Origin of the sequence: Bradyrhizobium sp. AZCC 2289 (assembly GCF_036924615.1) — a bacterium.
GTDB lineage: Bacteria > Pseudomonadota > Alphaproteobacteria > Rhizobiales > Xanthobacteraceae > Bradyrhizobium.
Genome location: NZ_JAZHRY010000001.1, coordinates 9,461,623 through 9,478,600 on the forward strand (window position 1 = coordinate 9,461,623; position 16,978 = coordinate 9,478,600).

The following is a 16,978-nucleotide window of genomic DNA, read 5'->3' on the forward strand; positions in this document are numbered from 1 at the left end:
GCGGACGATGGCGATCACTGCGGATCGGCGTCACTTCCTCGTCACTGCGGCGGCAACCGCCGTCGGCCTTAGGCTCGGCTTCTGCCTGCCGCCCAAGGCTTTCTCCGCGACCGCTGAGAATTCTGGCTCCGCCCCAATCAATGCGTGGCTGCACATCGCTCCCGACGGAATAGTGACGATCATGGTCCCCGTCTCGGAGATGGGACAAGGCGTTTACACCGCGCTGCCCATGATCGTCGCCGAGGAACTGGAATGTGATTGGAAGAACGTACGCGCCGAAATGGCCCCGGCGTCGCCGGTCTACGCCCATCCCGAATCGGGCGTTCAGTACACTGGCAACAGCACGAGCGTTACGGCGTTTTTCGATCCGCTTCGTCATGCCGGCGCCGCCGCGCGCGAGATGCTCCGGAAAGCCGCGGCGGAACGTTGGAACGTCGCGCCGAGTGAGTGCAACGCGATCAAAGGGCGGATGGTCCACAAGGATTCGGGACGAGAGGCAGATTACGGTGATTTGGCCGACGCCGCCTCGCGGCAACAGCCACCACGTTCCATTGAATTGAAGAGACGGTCCGAATGGCGGCTGATTGGCACCTCGCCGCCTCGTCTGGATACGCTGCCAAAGGTCGAAGGGAGTGCTGTCTTTGGCATCGATGTTCAACTCGAAGACATGCTGGTCGGCACCGTGATCGCGTGCCCGGTGTTTGGCGGCACGCTTGTGCGGGTCGACAATTCGCCGGCGCTTGCCGTGAGCGGCGTGCATTCTGTCGTCAGTCTCCACAATGCGATGATCGTATTGGCGGACAGCTATTGGAGCGCGCTGAAGGGCGCGAAAGCCCTGTCGCCGGAATGGAGTTACGGCGCTAACGCGAATTTGACCAACGAGGCCCTCAGGCGAACCCTGCATGACGGGCTCGGCGATAAAGGCGCAACTGCACGGACAATTGGAAGTGTTGAAGCGGCCTCTGCCGGCGCGACCAGGAACGTCGAGGCGATCTACGAAGTGCCGTTTCTTGCGCACGCCCCGATGGAGCCGATGAACACCACTGCGCATATCAGACCGGATGGCGTGGAGATATGGGCTCCCACTCAGGTGCAGGGCAGGGTCCAGCGCGAGGTCGCGTCGATGCTGGGACTGACTCCCGAGCAAATCCGTGTACACACAACGTTTCTAGGGGGAGCGTTTGGCCGTCGGCTTGAAACTGACTTTGTGCTGCAGGCAGTCGCCGCGGCGAGGGACGCGGGCCGTCCAGTCAAATTAATCTGGTCGCGAGAGGAAGACTTCCGCCACGACTATTACCGGCCGGCGGCAGTGTCTCGGCTTCGTGCCGCGCTCGATGCTGACGGCATGCCGATCTCGTGGGAACACCGCATCGTCGCGCCCTCCGTTTCGTCGCGCTTTGAGCCGGATGCGGTGCGGAACGGCATCGATCCGATCGCGGTCGAAGGGGCCGTCGACTTGCCGTATGCGATTAAGGCGCAGCACATCGACTACGTCATGAAAAATGTGCCAGTACCAATTGGCTATTGGCGATCAGTTGGACATAGCCATAATGCCTATTTCGTCGAGTGCTTTGTCGACGAGATTGCACGAGCTACCGGCAAGGACCCGTTGCGCCTTCGCCAGGAGTTGCTCGTCTCGCGCCCGCGCCATCTCGCGGTGTTGGAAAAAGCAGCATCTGCCGCTGGTTGGAATGACCCCCTCGCTGCTGGCCGATACCGAGGCCTTGCGCTGCATGAGTGCTTTGGAAGCGTCGCAGCGCAAGTGGTCGAGATCGCGACCGCCGACGGCAAGCCTGTGCGGGTCGAGCGGGTGACATGCGCCATTGATTGTGGCGTCGTTGTCGATCCGGACACAGTGGCGGCGCAAATGGAAGGTGGAATCGTGCTCGGCCTCTCTGAAGCCTTGCACGGGGATGTCCGGATCGAGGGCGGGATAGTTCAGCAGCAGAACTTTGACACCTATCGGGTACTTGGCCTCGCCGAGATGCCAAAGATCGAGGTGCACTTGATCGAGAGTGACGCGAAAATCGGCGGGGTCGGCGAGGTGGGCGTGCCACCAATCGCTCCCGCATTGGCCAATGCAGTTTTCGCAGCTAGCGGTCGCCCTGTTCGCAAATTGCCGATCCCGTTTGGCTGAGTTTCGCCTGAGAAGTCAAACCTGAGAAGTCAAAGGAGTGTCAAATGCACGAGCAAAGGATGCGGGTCTGGTCTTGGCGCCTCGTCGGGTGCGCGCTATTTGCCTTCAACACATCGATGCTGAGCACCGCGGCGACAGGAGCCGATCCCGACCAGGGTTACCGGAACCTGCTGACAAAAGACTTTCTCCCCCCGATCATGACGGAGGCCATGTTTTGGGACGTGTGGAAGGCTTGGCCGGAACCGGCGCGCACGCAGGCCGAGAAAGCATCTCCGGCGGAGCGTCGACTGATGATTTTCACTCGTTACGGATTGGTCGAGGAGAAGGGGCGAGACCTGCCCGTCAGCTTGGTCAAGATGCCTCGCAGAGGCTTGGCTCCAACCTGCCTGATGTGCCACGCAGGGAAAGCTGCCGGGCAATACTATCACGGCCTGGGAAACTCGAACTTCACGGGCGATGCACTCGCCTCCGACATCGTTGAATTGATCAAGCGAGAAAAGCTGGCTCCGCCGGCGTTTCATTGGCCGGCCGGCTTCCCGCCCCCGCAAAACGTCAATGCAGTCGGGGTGAACAACGCATTCGTGGACTCTGCGATTCTCATGTCAATGCGGGACAAGGACCTCAATCTGGAGGCTGTCCCGCAGTACACGTTGACCACTATGGTCATACCGATCAAGACTCCAGCGTGGTGGACATCGAAGCGAAAGAAATTCTTCTACTGGGATGGATTTGTGGAACGTTCGTACCGCGAAGGCATGATGCAATTTACCAACGTGCCAACCAATTCGGCGGAGAAGATCAAGAGTTTCGAACCGGACTTCGTGGATATTTATGCTTGGGTCGACTCGCTGAACGCGCCCAAATATCCTGGGCCGATCGACAACGCACTTGCCCAGCGCGGCTTTCCAATTTTCATCAACAACTGCGCTCAGTGCCACGGCACCTACGGACCCGGCGGCACCTATCCGGAAAAGACCGTTGAGCTTTCCGAAATTGGAACCGACCCTCTGCGGCTCCAGGGGTTTTCGCGAGATTTTCGGACTCACCTCGGCAAAAGCTGGTTTGGCGAATACGGTAAGCTGCAAACAATCATTGAGCCCAAGGGGTACGTCGCGCCTCCTCTTGATGGCGTATGGGCTACCGCACCATATCTCCACAATGGGTCAGTCCCGACCATCTCGGACCTGCTCAATCCCGACCAGCGACCAAAGGCCTGGGCGCGAAGCCCGGATGGCTACGATAGGCAAAAGGTCGGTATTGAGGTGCAAAATCTCGCGCAAGTACCGAATTCGACAGGTCCAGGGGTAGTTCGCAACTATTACGATACGAGCCTCCCCGGCCTCAGCAATGCCGGTCACCACTATCCGCCGCGGCCACTCTCCGAAGGAGATCAAAAAGCGCTGCTCGAGTACCTGAAGACACTTTGAATAGATGTTCCGCCGTGAGCAGCGTTCCCCGCAAGCGGGGAGAGTTGTAGGCGATTGCCGCTCGACTGTCGTGAGTTCGGAGGCTTTCTCATGAAACGTTCTGCAGTGTTCCGTTTCTCTCGCGCGCCTGTGCTCGGCGCGGCGCTCGCCCTCGGCGTCTTGGCGACCGGCTCGACTCTCGCGGCCGCCCTCGATGGCGAGGTTCTTGGCGGCGGCGCGCCGGTCGCGAACGCGACGGTTACGCTTTGGGCAGCGAGTGCCGGCGCGCCAAAGCAGCTCGCGCAGACGACGACGGGGACGAACGGCAGCTTCACGCTGAACGCGCTCGATGCAGCGGACAAGGAAACGAGCCTTTATCTCGTCGCCAGAGGGGGTCGCTCGGCGGCAGACAAGACGAACAGCGACAATCCCGCCATCGCACTGATGACGGTCGTTGGCGCCAAACCACCGGCGCGAGTAACGATTAACGAATTCACCACGATCGCCTCGGTGTGGACCCACAACCAATTCATCGACGGCACGGCGATCAAGGGTTCGCCGCTCGCCCTGCGCATCGCCGCAGGCAACGTGCCGAACTTCGTCGACCTCGAGACCGGCGGCTATGGCGTGACAATCCAGGATGCGCTGAACAGCTCGCAGACGCCGACCATGGCGAATCTCGCGACACTCGGCACCATTCTCGCCGGCTGCACCACGCAGGTCACTGCCGAGGCGTGCGCGAAACTGTTCGCCGCCGCGACGCCGCCGACCGGGGTCGTGCCTACCGACACGTTGACGGCCGTTGAAGCCATCGCCCGGTACCCGTGGTACCACGCGGACAAGATTTTCGCCCTGCTGGATGCCTTCTATCCGGTGCCGAGTGGCAAGAAGATGCGGTTGACGCCATACATGCCCTATCTCACCTTTGCGCCCAATGCGTGGGTGTTCCCGTTGAAGTTCGCCGGTGGCGGTAACAGCGGGGGTGGCAAGCTCATGATTGACAGCCAGGGGAATGCTTGGGTAGGCAACAACTTCCTCGTCGGCGCGCAGAACCAGTCTATTCTGTGGGACGGTAATCTCTCGAAGTTCGCCCCGAACGGCAAGCCGCTTTCCCCGATGACCACCGGCTTTACCGGCGGCGGCCTCTCGGGCGTGGGCTTTGGACTGGCCATCGACGCGCAGGACAACGTCTGGGTGGGCGGTTACGCCAGCCAGAACATCGCCCGCTTCGATAACGCCGGCAAGCCGCTGTCTCCGCCAGAGGGCTGGACCGTCAACGGCCAACTGGGCGAGATGCAGGGTATCATCGTCACCCGCACGGGCGACATCTGGGCGGTGGACGAGGGCAAGGGCCAAATCGTCCACCTGCCCAAGGGCGATCCGGCCCAGGCGCACATCTATTGCCAGAACGCCACAAGCGATCCCTTGAAGAATCCGTGCGGACTGGTCTCCCCCTTCCATTTGGCCATCGACGATCAAGACCGCATCTGGGTCAGCAACAACATCGGCTCGGCCGTGATCCGCTTCAACGTCTCCGACCCGACCAAGGTCGAGAAATTCGAAGCCGGCTACGGCGGCAGCGGGATGGCGATAGACAGCCAGGGCAACGTCTGGCGCGCCGACCGTTTCGGCAGTTCGGAGCGCGGGCGCCTGAAGCAAGCCGAAATGTTGGCCGCGATGGTTGCGAAGGGTGAGAAGGAGGCGACGGAAGTGCTTGTCCACAGGCTGTCCGCGCAGAAGCCGGGCTACTGGGACGGTGGCAGCGTTACGGTGTTGCGTCCGGACGGCTCCAAGGCACCGTTCTCACCCGTTACCGGCAAGGGGCTGGCAGGCCCGTGGGCCGTGGCGGTCGACGGCAATGACAACGTCTGGGTCTCCAACCTGGACTCCGACTCAACCGGCATCGTGCAGCTGTGCGGTGTGCGCGCGGAGAATTGCCCGCCGGGCATGAAAACCGGCGACGCGATCTCACCGCAGGGCGGCTATGTCGGCGGCGGGATGCAGCAGCTTGTCGACATCGACATCGGGCCGGCGGGTGATGTCTGGGTGACGAACAACTGGGACATCGACGCTGCTGCGTTCGGACAGGCGTCCGAAGCCCTCAGCACACGAGGCGCTGGTCAGGGTGTCGTGGTCTTCTACGGCATGGCCAAACCTGTGAAGACGCCACTCATCGGGCCGCCACGCGCGCCGTAGCGGCACCGCAACCCGTCATTTGCTGGCAGGCAGCGACGCCAATGTGCAGGGGCCGCGCGCCGCTAGTATCGGCGGAGCCAAATTCCCGGTCCTCAAGGATCTCGACAAGTTTGTCTTCGCCGACACGCCGGTCGATGAAGGGCAAGTTCGCGAACTCGCCACCGGCACCTTCCTCGACGCCAAACGCAACGCGATCTTCATTGGCGGGACCGGCACCGGAAAAACCCATCTGTGCATAGCGGTGGCCTCGGCCGTCATCCGCACCCGTGCCAGGGGGCGATACTTCAACTTGGTCGATCTTGTGAATCAGTTGGAACAGGAAAAGGCTGCCGGTCGTAGCGGCCGGCTGTCCGAGAAGCTGTTGCGCTACGATGTGATCGTGATCGACGAGCTCGGCTACCTGCCGTTCAGCCAGTCCGGCGGGCAGCTACTTTTCCACCTGATCAGCAAGCTCTATGAGAACACGTCGCTGCTGATCACAACCAATCTCGCCTTCGCGGATTGGCCGCAGGTATTCGGCGATGCCAAGATGACAACCGCCATGCTCGATCGCCTGACGCACCACTGCGACATCATCGAGACCGGAAATACCAGCTGGCGATTCAAAAACCGCAGCTGAGCTCCCCCGAGCCCACCCGACTTACCCACGTGGGTGCACAGGAACCTCCCGCGGCCGCCACCGCCAGCGCACTGGACCGCGCGCCGTCGGCCGCGGGCCCCTCCTATGCACTACGTGGATAAGTCTAATCGTTCAGAGGGGGTCGGAATTGGACGCGAAAGCGGGGTCGCAATTCCATGCGATTTGACATTCTTCGCGGGTTAATGGTGGTGCAGACAAGCCTTGTGCCATCCCGCGAACATGCGCTCCGGACTGTCCGTTTTCCAGTGAGTAAGCCTGCCATAATCAAACTGAACCCACTACCAGGGCTCGGCAACCGGACGATGAGAGGTGAGGCCGCCGGTTCACGCCGGTGGGTTTTCTTTGCCCTAATCTAAGTGCGACGCGCTGCACGGCGTCCGGTGCTGTCCTAATTAGGACACTCACTCTTCCGAATTAGGACATTGGACCGGCCATATTGATTGGTGAATTCCTGGGCGTCGTGTCCTTTCTCGGAAAGGGGCGCGATGGGAATACGGCCCCAGCCAAGGCCCGGCTGGGGTCGTCTCTTTGGGCCTCACGGCGGGGAATTAGGACACCCAAAACAAAGCGGGGTCACGTGCACCAAAGGACAACTGAGGCGGCCTTACTTCGGCGGATGTAGTTCGCCCGTGAACCAGCAAGTTGCATCTGATTTCATCGGATCCAACGGTATGGCGAGTTGTTCGACGTGATCGCATTCGGAGCAGTTGAGCCTGCGAAGTTCATATCCTGTAGGCCCCGGCGAGGTGCGCGCAAGCTTCATGCGCGCTCGGCATTTCGGGCAGCGGAGTTGCGGAATTGCGAATAGTGGGATTGCGGCCGGGTAATCTATCATGGCATTCCCCCTTGCTTCAGGCGGCAACTGAAGTCGGAAACAGGCCCGTACCTAAGTTACGTGCCGCTGACTGGCGGTTCACGCGACTCGATCTCGCGTTCGACTACCGACGCCAGCAAACTGAAATGCTCGGCTAATCTAGAGAATAACTCTCGTTTCGGAATATCCGTCGCTAGATCACGGACAATGGCGCATTCTGCGGCGTCGCAGCGGAGCTTCTCCAGATACGCCCGCATGTCCTTCATTTTCGTCCCTCCCCCCCGACGCTACTCCCCTCCCTGGAATTAGAAAACTTAAATTTGCCTTGGCCGGCGATGCCGGAAAGCGTCGCGCTCGGCATCCAGCACAGCCTCAAGAACCACGAGGGGAAGGGCGTCCAGATAGTCGGGGAAGCGAGGCCAACAAGAAACCGAGGTACTCCAAACTAGTTCGGAGCGATCAACTGGGTTGCGGTAGTTTGGCTGGCCGTTGGCCCCTCGTTTCCGCGTTGCCGCCGGCTGCAATGGGCGGCCCCAGATTAGCCCCAAGCCCCGCTGGGGCCGCCCGGTGGGCCGCTAAGGGTAGGGCATAGATTAGGCGGACAATGGTCAAGGTCGATCCTTACAGCATCGTCTTCCTGGCGATGGCAGTCTTTTTCTTCCTAGTGCGCAGTGTCCTCAGACTCGGCACTGGGAGCGAACGGTCGCCTGTGACCGACGCCTTCTTCTATCGCCTCTCCATGATCGCAGCCGTTTTAGGCGCGATGCTTTACGTCGCCGACAAAGCCCAGTGGCATTCGCGGCTCGAGGCTGCCTTAACCCCTGTCGCCGCACCTACTATCGCCGCAACTACTGAATCGGCTCCGGTAGCGGACAGCGTGCCGATCTATCCAACTAACAATGGCACGTCGGCAATGATAGATGTGGTATTGGGCGTCCAGCCGCGCAGGATGCTGTTGGATACTGGCGCGACAACGTGCCTGGTATCAGAGGCTATCGCTGCCAGAATAGTACGCGATGGTTATGGGGTTCGGCAGGAAGCTGTTCGCTTCAAGATGGCGGATGGCACGATCCGCACCCTGCCAACCCTTCTCATCAGGGAGGTGCAGATTGGTCGGCATACTGTCCGCAACGTGTGGGCCGGGGTTTCATCTACAGGTGAGATGCTACTAGCCTTCCCCGTCGTCAATGCCATCGCTCCATTCACAATCGACACGCGAGCGAGGTTGTTGATTTTTCATACTTCCTCCAACTCGATAGGCGGCGGTCACTTTGCTGCATCCACGACTGCTGGGAAGCGAAACGACTCATCCAAGTTACCCGCCTAAACTGAGGTGGCCCCGGTGGGGGGCATCGATCGAACAGCCCGCCGGTTCACGCCGGCGGGTTTTTCTGGATCAGCGGCGTACTCGTGCATTCGCATGTCTGAATTGCAACGAGTTGCCCGAAACGGCGCCGACGGTGTTCATCCGCCGCAAGTTAACGTGTCGATTGTGCCGGCTGCGAAACGCTCCAACGTAGTATGATCCGTCTTGCGCGCCATATGGCTCATCATAAGATGTGGCGGCGGCTGCGGCGTCTAGCTCCTGCTGGCGCATAGCATCTTCTCTTTCCCGTAGCCTCAGGATCTTCGCCCTCTCGGCGCGTTCATTCAGCGCTCTGAGCGCATCATCGTCGAGAATCTGCCCGCCGGGCCCATAGATGTGCTCAATGTCGCCGGTGATTACTCTGACGGACTGCGCGTAGGCCGGTGCGGCCAAGCCCATGGCGGCAACAATCAAGCAAGCGAATTTCTTCGTCATGATCCGGCTCCCGTCAGGCCAAGGGTAAAGGTCCAAGTATCATGTAATGGCGGAAGCCGCCCCTAAGAAGGGACCTCACGTTGGCTTGAGGCCGCCACCTCGAGGGCACCAGCCTCCGAGCCCCGCCGGGTTCACGCCCGGCGGGCCTCGAAGCATTGCGGAGAGCCGCGCAGTTGTGCATTGTACCGGTTGAGCAGGTATCGGCGCAGGATGACTTTAACAAAGAAACGAAATTTTGCAGTCGCAATCCTGTTCTTCGGCCTTATTGCCGGAATATCGATTGCGGGAATCGTAACGCAGTTTCGGTTCGAACCGCAGCAGGCCGCTTTTTGGGATATCTGCACAAGGCAGTCGGAGGGTTCATCGCTATCGCCGGTGCCCTCCTGACCATCGCCAAATATCTTGACGACAAACAGGCCGCGCAACTGAAGCCGTTCGCGGATCTGCGAGGCAGCGTCTATTCAAAACTAATTCAAGTCACCGCTGCGATCGGAAACAGTTCCCCCGAAAGTAAGGCTCGGCGTGAAGCCGTAGCATCCTTCTGGGTACTCTTTTGGGGGAGGTTCCATTGATCGTGGATCAAAACGTCGCGGCAATAGTCGACAAATTTCACCATGCCATTTCGGACAACCCAACCACGGACTAATCAGGACCAATCGGTAAAGGCTGAAATTAAAGGGTTTTCTTCGTTGCCGAACGGTACACCGAAATTCAGCGCTCAATAATAGCAACATCGCATTGAAATCATTGGCGATCCCAGCAGGATTCGAACCTGCAACCCACGGAGTAGAAAAGCTTTGTTCGCCCGCTAAAAGTCGTTGGTTTGCCAATGATTTACGCTCCAATCCGAACGCACTCCGGTGATTATTCCGGGATTTTTGTCACCCTCTTGATGGCCGGATTCGCCGTCTGTTCGGCCGCCGCGGTCGTCTCCATGGCGGCGCGAACATCCTCGATCATAACGTTGGCATAGAATTTGGCAGTGACGGCGATATCGCTGTGGCCGAGCAACAGCTGGGCGGCCTTCAGATTGCCGGTCTTGCGCACCATTCGCGAACCTGTGGTGTGGCGCATGTCATGGATCCTGGCGTCAATGCCAGCCTTCGCCCACTTCCGCTTGTTCGATCCCATTCCGTAATAGGTGATCGGGTAGCGTTGGCCTTTGATGAATTTGAACCGCTCGCCGGTTTTGGGATCGCGGGTCTTGGGGCAGGGCCTGGTCCGCTGGGCAATGAAAGTGAAGACCTGGCTGGGGTGCTGACCGCGGCGGGCCCACAGGATGGCGTAGGCTTCCTGCGACAACGGCACGACGCGGGGGACGCCGCCCTTGGCGACGACGCGCACCACGGCCGCCTCAAAGTCGACTTGGGGCCATGTGAGCAGCAGATTGCGCCGGCGCAGCCCTGTGATGATGGCGAAGCGCCGCAGCGCCGTGAAATCGGCGTCCTCAACAGCGTCGAGCGCGGCGTCCTCGGCCAATGAGATCTCACGAATTGGACGCTTGGTCTCCTTAAGCCAGTGGTTCTTCCACTTTGGCTCGCGCAGAATGGTGGCGTTCCAGTTATCCTGGGCGCGGCGCATCACGCGCCGCAAGAGCGACAGCGTCGTCTTGTTGACGGTACGGGCGGTGATCGGCCGATAGAACTGCTTGCCGTCCTCGTCGCATCCGGAGCGGCGTACGTCGAGCCGGCGGGCCTCGACCATCTTCGAGACCATGTCGTCGGTAATGGCGTGCAAGAGGGTCTGCGGGCCGATCTGGCTGGCGATCCAGTCCAGCCGGGCCTTGAGATCGGGATCATTGAGATGCTGGCCGTGTTCGCTCCACCAGCGGTCGCAGGCGCGTTTTAGGGTGAGGGGGGCACTACCGGCGGCGGCGATGTTGGCGAGGAGCTCGCGGGCGTTCGCTTTTTGCCCGTCCTCGAAGGCCTGCGCGTCACGTTTACTACCGGTGAGTTCGGTCGATCCGGAAAAGCGATAACCGTCGATCTGGAAGTCGAATTGCCAGTACGGGCTGTTCTTGTGACGATAGACCGACATGAAGCATCCTCATCAGGGCGGTTCAGAAAACGCGTCACATCCGCAAGCGTAAAGACCCGGTGCCGGCGCCGGCGACCGAGGCCCTTGAGGCGGCCAACCAATTCACCGGCGCCAATATGCTTGCGGAGGGTTTTGACGTCCATCTCCAAAAGCCGAGCCACCTGCTGCGTCCCCAGCATCGCATGCACAGAGAAAGCGGCCTCGATCGTCGGGGGCACCGCACCTGCGGGAACATCTTGAGGCCGTTTGATGGGTAACCCTTCCATTGTCACATCTCTCTCGATGCCAAGCGGTTCCTCATAGAACCCGCTTTCGTATCGCGATGTGGCCGGAAGCCATCCCTAATCGCACGGGACAAAAATGGGACAACGAGAGGACATCTCATTGCACAGGCTCACTATTTGAGCGCGAAGCTTGCGGCGTTCCCTTTGAAGAGCGATCCGCTGCGAATATAACCGATGGTGGTGGTGAACGATTTGTGGCGCAATTGTCGCTGGATGGCGTGCCCAGGGGCGTCATTTTCGGCGGCCGACGTAGCGAGACCCGCCCTTAGCGAATGACCTGAGAAAGTGTCGGCACGGGCTTGAGCTGCCTCGCTATTTAAGCCTTCCGCCAAAGCAGTCCGTTTGACCAACCGCTTCACAATGAGTGCCACGGCGGCGCCCGTCATGGCGGCGTCGCTCATCCTGCCATGGCGGGTGACGGCGCGGAACGCTGCCCCCTCCTTAATGCCGGAGACGGCGAGCCAAGTGCGGTAAGCACGAACCGGGCAGACGTTCTCGTCGATACCGAAGGGCACGCCGATCGACTCCTCCTCGCCGGCCTGGTTGGTCTTGGATCGTGACAGTTGAATGATCAGACCATCGGGCGCTGCCTCGATCCATCCCGAAGCGTTCAGATCCTGGGACACAGTAAGGCCCGCTAGTTCGGCACGGCGCAGCCCTGCCGCAAAACCGATCAGCAGCAGCGCGCGATCACGATGACCCTGAAGGTTATTCGGCAATGCCTGGATGGTCCGACGCAAATCCGCCGACATCAGGGGTGCCTTCTTGTTCACCCTGACACCGCGAGCGTTGCGAAGGCCCTGCCAGAACACCCGAAAGCGCTCGTCGGTCGTGTCGAGCTTGAACCCGCGTGACCGATGGAAAACGCGGATGGCGGTGAGACGTCGCAGGAGTGTTGAGACCTTGAGCGCAGGCGCGTAGGCCGTCAGATACGGAACCACGGTCTCCAGAAGATCTGCGGGAAGGGCGGAGCGAGAGTGGGCCGCGCACCACTCCTTAAAGTGGTGCCAGTCCGTTTGGTAGGCTCGCTGAGTATTTTTAGACCGGGCATTCTTGACGTAATCGCCCGCTCGGTCCCGGAGTTCCTCCATGATCGAAGGCAGATTCGTAGCGTGGACGATCAGCTCGGTTTCCATGGCATTTTCCGTGATGATAATTGAGGGTTATCGAAAGCTTCGAATTAAAGAAACCGCCGGCCGATCAGCTCGGCCGGCGGCTCAACGGTCAACTGATCACGTCATCCCAGTTGTAGAAGTAGGGCGTAACCTTGGGCGTCGGTTGACCGGTGATGCGCTCCAGGGCGCGCATTAAGCTAGTCTGAAGCTCGACCTGGTATTCGCCGATATCGAGATCGCCATTCAAGATGCTCTGGATGAATGCCCCCAGATGCTGCACTCCGCGCATGGTGGTTGGCGTCGTCTGCATCACTTGATCAAGCACCTTGTGCTCTGCGGCCTCGGCCGCTTTGCGTTCCGTTAGAACGGGTGCGTAACCGAGTTCATCGCGGGTTGCCAAAATGTGTGCAATCTTCGCATCCAACTCGGCGTGGCACCGGTCTCGGTCTCGGGCAGCGAGTGCCACAAATTGAGGAGGCGACTTTCTCTCAGCGAATTGCTGCAGCATACGATCGAAGTGGGCGTCGATCGCTTCGTGCGAGTCCAGAAATCCCGTTTCGCCTAACTGAATCGAGGGTTCACGGAATACGTCAGGGGTGTCGCGATGTGCGGCCTGGAAGGTTTCATCGGCCTTGGCTGCCCGCGCCAGGCGCCCCGCCGCCTGCCGATAGTCGTTGAGCGCCAGAATGAACGGGTCGGAGCGATCGTTGACCTTTCGCACATTTGAGGGAACACGGCGCGTCGATGGGCCGCCGCTCGGCTGAAGCGTCAGGCTGAGACTGGCAACTCCAACTGCCGCGGAAGCTAAAGCATTTCGTCGGGTCATTCTCTTACTCCTGTTAATGGCCGGTCGGTCCTCGCCGGCGGCTTGATTCACAGGAGGGGTCTGGGATGGCGCAACTGCTTTGTCAGCAGGGGCACTATCTCCGGACGGAGTCGTGGTATTGTCGGAATCAGCCTTCGCCATGACTTACCTCGTGCGCGGTGGTTAGAGCCGGGAGGAAGCTCGAACTTCCTGCCGGCTCGCAACTGTGTTATCAGGGTTTCTATGAAACGTCAAACTGTGTTATCAGAGAAAAAACGGAGGGGACCGCCTCCAACGGGCATTGGGACCCTCGTCGGCGTTCGACTTCAGCCGGCGCAGCTCGCCGCGCTCGACGCGTGGATCGCGCGGCAGAAAGAGCCCAAATTGACCCGCCCAGAAGCGGTTAGGCAGCTTCTCGACGCAGGGCTTTCCACAAAGAAAAAATGAAAAGTTCACCTGAGCGTATCAAAGTCAAAGACGTGGCGCGGATAAGTGGCGAAACTGAGCGAACTATTCAGGCGGCCGCGGCACGTGGGGAGATTCCTGGGGCCGCGAAGCTCTTCAAGGCTTGGACCTTCGATGAGGTTAAGCTTCGGAAGTGGATCGCAGCCAAAGAACGAGAGGCAGGGGCGGCCCGCTTCCGCGATTCTCGAGGGTTGGGGGATCAGCAGGTGACGCGTTCGGCGATCACGGCTAAGCGGCGCAATTCTCCATTTTCCAAAACGAATGATGGTCAGTACGATCGGGCGATGCAGCGCCTGCGAGGTTGGGTAAAGCAAAAGGAAAAAGAGAGCCGTAGCTGATCATCGATAACACGTAATTGTCGCCAGTCGGGAGCCATGTCGCCTTAATTGCAGCAAGGCAGAGTTGTGGCCTAACAACAGGGAAGTCATCAAACGTCGACCGCGTGGGAAGGTCGGAGATAGTCCGAGGTCCGCTCCACCACTCAACGGCTGCCATCTGTCGAGCAATCTGGAAAATCAGCCTCGTGCTAAAAATCGGACGCACGGTTCGCGACCTCCATTATTCCAGCGGCCCGTTTTCAGCGGCTCCGGCCGTCACTCACCGATCGTCTTTGTTTCCTGCCGCGAGTTGAAGAGCTTGGCTACTTCCTTGGAACTCTCAGCCTCCTGCTGGTCTTCTTTCCAAGTCCATACAAGAGGCAAGAGACCGTCGACGGGGTTTTCGGTCTCGATGCTATCGAGAACAACGTACCATCGATCCTTCCTGGTGTCGTACTTGTGTTTGGCGCCAATCGCCTCGGCCGCGCGCGCAGCATTCGCATCGCGCTTTCGCGTGACGGCATAGGTGAGACCGCCCTGCGCGGTCGGGATTGAGAACGCTTTGATGACTTTGCCCGTCGCCGCAACATCTTCGCGGAGTTCGACAATTCGATCCGACAGATCTTCCAAAGCTGCGCTCGAAAAATCATAGAGGTCGATGACCACAGAGGCAATTCTCGGGTCGGCGTTCTTGAGTTCCGCCAGCAGATCAGAGACGATCGGTATCTGAAGGCGCTCCAGAATCCCCGGCGGGCGCTGGGCTTCGATGCCCACATCCGCGGCGATCATGTAGTCGTCGACGACAGTTGCGAAATCGCGATCCAGCATCATCCAATCAGCGTCGTCAGGCAGCGCGAGCTTGGCCCTGATATGATAGCCGAGGAAATTGTATTCGCTGTCCGAGAGCACCTTGTCGAAGACATCCGACCGGCACTTCAGGTAGAAGATCATCTCGATTGGCGTCGGCAGAAGGCGTGCGACGCAGTCCAACACGCCTAGGTCCCAGATGACGGGTGCGATGTTGTTGCCACGCTCCAGCATCGTACCAGAGAGAAAGGTTGATGCCGGGAACGGATCACTAAGGACCACAACCGGAAACAGTCGAGGCAGCGAGGGGAGGGCGAGCGCCTTGCCATCCCTGGTGACACATTCCGCCCCCTTTCGGATCAGCTCCGCGCATTCCAGCGCCTGCCGGTAGGGAGACTGAATTGCGCCCTCGAAATCTGTCTTTAGCGCCTCTCTATCGCCGGCACGCGCCTTGAGTGTCACGCGCTTTGATTTTGCCTGCACGACGAGCACGAACTCTCCGTAGGCGGTGAGCACGTCGACTTCGCCCGCAATGTCCTTCGAGCCATCGCGGATCGTCACGTTTTCGTAGACATTGTTTGCGCCAAAAACGGAGCGGAAGATGTGCGCAGCGGTTTTCTCCAGGAAATTTCCGCGATGCTCCGCCGCGGTGTCGCGGTAGGATTTGTCGCCCATCATCCAGTAGAAGGGGCTCTCGTAAATCCCTTCGTAAAGCCGGTATTGGTTCGGCACATAGAGGTGCTCGCCCAGGTCGATGATCGGCGCGATCGCTACAGCATTGATCGCGAAGGGATCGACGAAGCCGATGTTCGCTGCCATTACAGGCGTTGCAAATTTAGAGAAGAACGCGTTTGCCTTTTGTCCAAATTTCTTTCGCACATCTGCCTTCGAGATCAAAAGGCTGTCTGTAAGGTCGCTGTGAGTGAAGTCGTGGCCTTCCTTGCGCATGTGACCTACGGCCGTCATCTGGCCATTGATGCGATCGACGATGAATCTGGCGATATCGATCATTGGACGGATGGAAAGGCCGGCATTCTGTAGGAGCCAGGTCGCATCATCGCGGTAGCGGAGCCGGCTGAAGCCCGAGAACTGGTGAAGGTAGAGACTATCGGCGCCGAAATAGATCGCCTCGCGCGCTTTGAGCCCGATCGAATCCGGAAGTTCAACAAACTTCTCGGACTGCTTATCGAATGCCGGTGTACAATCCTCGAGAATGCGATCATGAAATTCTCGCAAAAGCCGATCGGCAAGCACAGCAAATTTGTCGTCAGCCACTCGAACCGAGAAGGTGCGATCGCTCTGTGACTGAACTGTCAAACCCAGCAGAAGCATTAGCTCGTTCTTGTTGAGCTTAGAAGTTGACCATCTGTGCTCCGGATCGTCAGTTACACGGCCTTCCTGCAAGTCGACCGTGACGACCCAGTCACGATAGATGATTGCGGAGATCTCGTGCAGGGCACCGTCGCTCTGCGCGAGCGCACGCAGGTCAGCGAAAATCTCAGCGGTCGATCGCGGGGCGGACCGTTCAGGCACGGCCTCACCTTCCGTTCTAGACCTCATCGCGCCATACAACGATTGTTATCTGGAACAAGGCCCGTTCAGGTGCGTCTTCAGCTCCGCTCATATCGATCCCCGCCATCTTGGCTCGGCGATCTCGCCGAACCAACACGTTCAACCTATGGGTTTTGACGGGACATTTACACGATTATGTTGAGCAGCGCGCCGTGAAGTAAGCTTCCGTCCACACGTGATGCTGAAGGTACAAGCGCGCGGCATCACCCCCTGTTGAGGTGGATGCCCCCTTCCAGAAACGGGATGCCAGCCACCGCTGGTTGGCGGTAAGGTCTGATTATCGAAAGCCAGGAGAGCGAGCGTTCGCTCGTCACGGCGTCGAGGGACAAGCGCGGCAGGAAGCTCGCCGCTGCAAATCTGAAACACACATTGAAAGGAATTTGTGATGCGTACTCTCAAGCTTTCGATTTTGATGGCCCTTCACGCGGCGCTATTCGCGATCCTGCTTGCGGCGTCTCCCGCAGATTCGGGATCGATGTCGCTGTTGGGGGTGGGGAAGGTTGCGGCGGGCGGCGGTGGGGGCACGCCGACATTCACCCAGCTTGCCGCTCCCGCCTGGCAGAGCATTGCCTTCGCAAGCTC

The 16,978-nt window shown here is 59.5% G+C and carries 12 protein-coding genes and 2 pseudogenes; 6 read left to right on the top strand and 8 right to left on the bottom strand.

The window, feature by feature from the left end; genetic code table 11:
- Positions 1 to 7: 7 nt before the first annotated feature.
- The 4 genes and pseudogenes from V1289_RS44445 to istB form a co-directional block, all read left to right on the top strand.
- On the top strand, positions 8 to 2,137 hold the full coding sequence (locus V1289_RS44445) for a xanthine dehydrogenase family protein molybdopterin-binding subunit (protein ID WP_334405880.1): 2,130 nt from the start codon (positions 8 to 10) through the stop codon (positions 2,135 to 2,137).
- A gap of 44 nt (positions 2,138 to 2,181) precedes the next feature.
- A complete protein-coding gene (locus V1289_RS44450; protein WP_334405881.1) occupies positions 2,182 to 3,564 on the top strand; it encodes a hypothetical protein in 1,383 nt (460 codons plus the stop codon).
- Between the two features lie 90 nt (positions 3,565 to 3,654).
- Complete coding sequence (locus V1289_RS44455) at positions 3,655 to 5,739, top strand: Vgb family protein (RefSeq protein ID WP_334405882.1); 2,085 nt, start codon at positions 3,655 to 3,657, stop codon at positions 5,737 to 5,739.
- Positions 5,740 to 5,815: 76 nt separating this feature from the next.
- Positions 5,816 to 6,358 (top strand): annotated as a pseudogene (gene istB, locus V1289_RS44460) (IS21-like element helper ATPase IstB); the annotation flags it as partial.
- A 912-nt stretch (positions 6,359 to 7,270) separates the two neighbouring features.
- Here istB and V1289_RS44465 read toward each other — a convergent pair.
- Positions 7,271 to 7,459 (bottom strand): hypothetical protein, encoded by a 189-nt coding sequence (locus V1289_RS44465; protein ID WP_334405883.1) that lies wholly within the window; start codon positions 7,457 to 7,459, stop codon positions 7,271 to 7,273.
- Between the two features lie 338 nt (positions 7,460 to 7,797).
- On the opposite strand from V1289_RS44465, the gene V1289_RS44470 reads away from it, so the two are divergent.
- A complete protein-coding gene (locus V1289_RS44470) occupies positions 7,798 to 8,520 on the top strand; it encodes a retropepsin-like aspartic protease (RefSeq protein ID WP_334405884.1) in 723 nt (240 codons plus the stop codon).
- A gap of 69 nt (positions 8,521 to 8,589) precedes the next feature.
- Here the strand turns inward: V1289_RS44470 and V1289_RS44475 are convergent, their stop codons facing one another.
- From V1289_RS44475 to V1289_RS44495, 6 genes and pseudogenes are all read right to left on the bottom strand, one after another.
- The gene (locus V1289_RS44475; RefSeq protein WP_334405885.1) at positions 8,590 to 8,994 is read right to left on the bottom strand and encodes a hypothetical protein; all 405 of its coding nucleotides are present in this window, start codon (positions 8,992 to 8,994) and stop codon (positions 8,590 to 8,592) included.
- A 131-nt stretch (positions 8,995 to 9,125) separates the two neighbouring features.
- Positions 9,126 to 9,419, bottom strand: coding sequence for a hypothetical protein (locus V1289_RS44480; protein ID WP_334405886.1), 294 nt, complete (start codon positions 9,417 to 9,419; stop codon positions 9,126 to 9,128).
- 439 nt (positions 9,420 to 9,858) lie between these two features.
- On the bottom strand, positions 9,859 to 11,031 hold the full coding sequence (locus V1289_RS44485; protein ID WP_334405887.1) for a tyrosine-type recombinase/integrase: 1,173 nt from the start codon (positions 11,029 to 11,031) through the stop codon (positions 9,859 to 9,861).
- 29 nt (positions 11,032 to 11,060) lie between these two features.
- Positions 11,061 to 11,297 (bottom strand): annotated as a pseudogene (locus V1289_RS50090) (hypothetical protein); the annotation flags it as partial.
- Positions 11,298 to 11,428: 131 nt separating this feature from the next.
- On the bottom strand, positions 11,429 to 12,451 hold the full coding sequence (locus V1289_RS44490; RefSeq protein WP_334405888.1) for a site-specific integrase: 1,023 nt from the start codon (positions 12,449 to 12,451) through the stop codon (positions 11,429 to 11,431).
- 88 nt (positions 12,452 to 12,539) lie between these two features.
- The gene (locus V1289_RS44495) at positions 12,540 to 13,256 is read right to left on the bottom strand and encodes a hypothetical protein (RefSeq protein ID WP_334405889.1); all 717 of its coding nucleotides are present in this window, start codon (positions 13,254 to 13,256) and stop codon (positions 12,540 to 12,542) included.
- A gap of 422 nt (positions 13,257 to 13,678) precedes the next feature.
- On the opposite strand from V1289_RS44495, the gene V1289_RS44500 reads away from it, so the two are divergent.
- Positions 13,679 to 14,038 carry a hypothetical protein gene (locus tag V1289_RS44500; RefSeq protein WP_334405890.1) on the top strand — a complete coding sequence of 120 codons (360 nt, stop codon included), beginning with the start codon at positions 13,679 to 13,681 and terminating at the stop codon, positions 14,036 to 14,038.
- Positions 14,039 to 14,293: 255 nt separating this feature from the next.
- Here V1289_RS44500 and V1289_RS44505 read toward each other — a convergent pair whose 3' ends face one another.
- On the bottom strand, positions 14,294 to 16,357 hold the full coding sequence (locus V1289_RS44505) for a hypothetical protein (protein ID WP_334405891.1): 2,064 nt from the start codon (positions 16,355 to 16,357) through the stop codon (positions 14,294 to 14,296).
- Between the last annotated feature and the right edge of the window lie 621 nt (positions 16,358 to 16,978).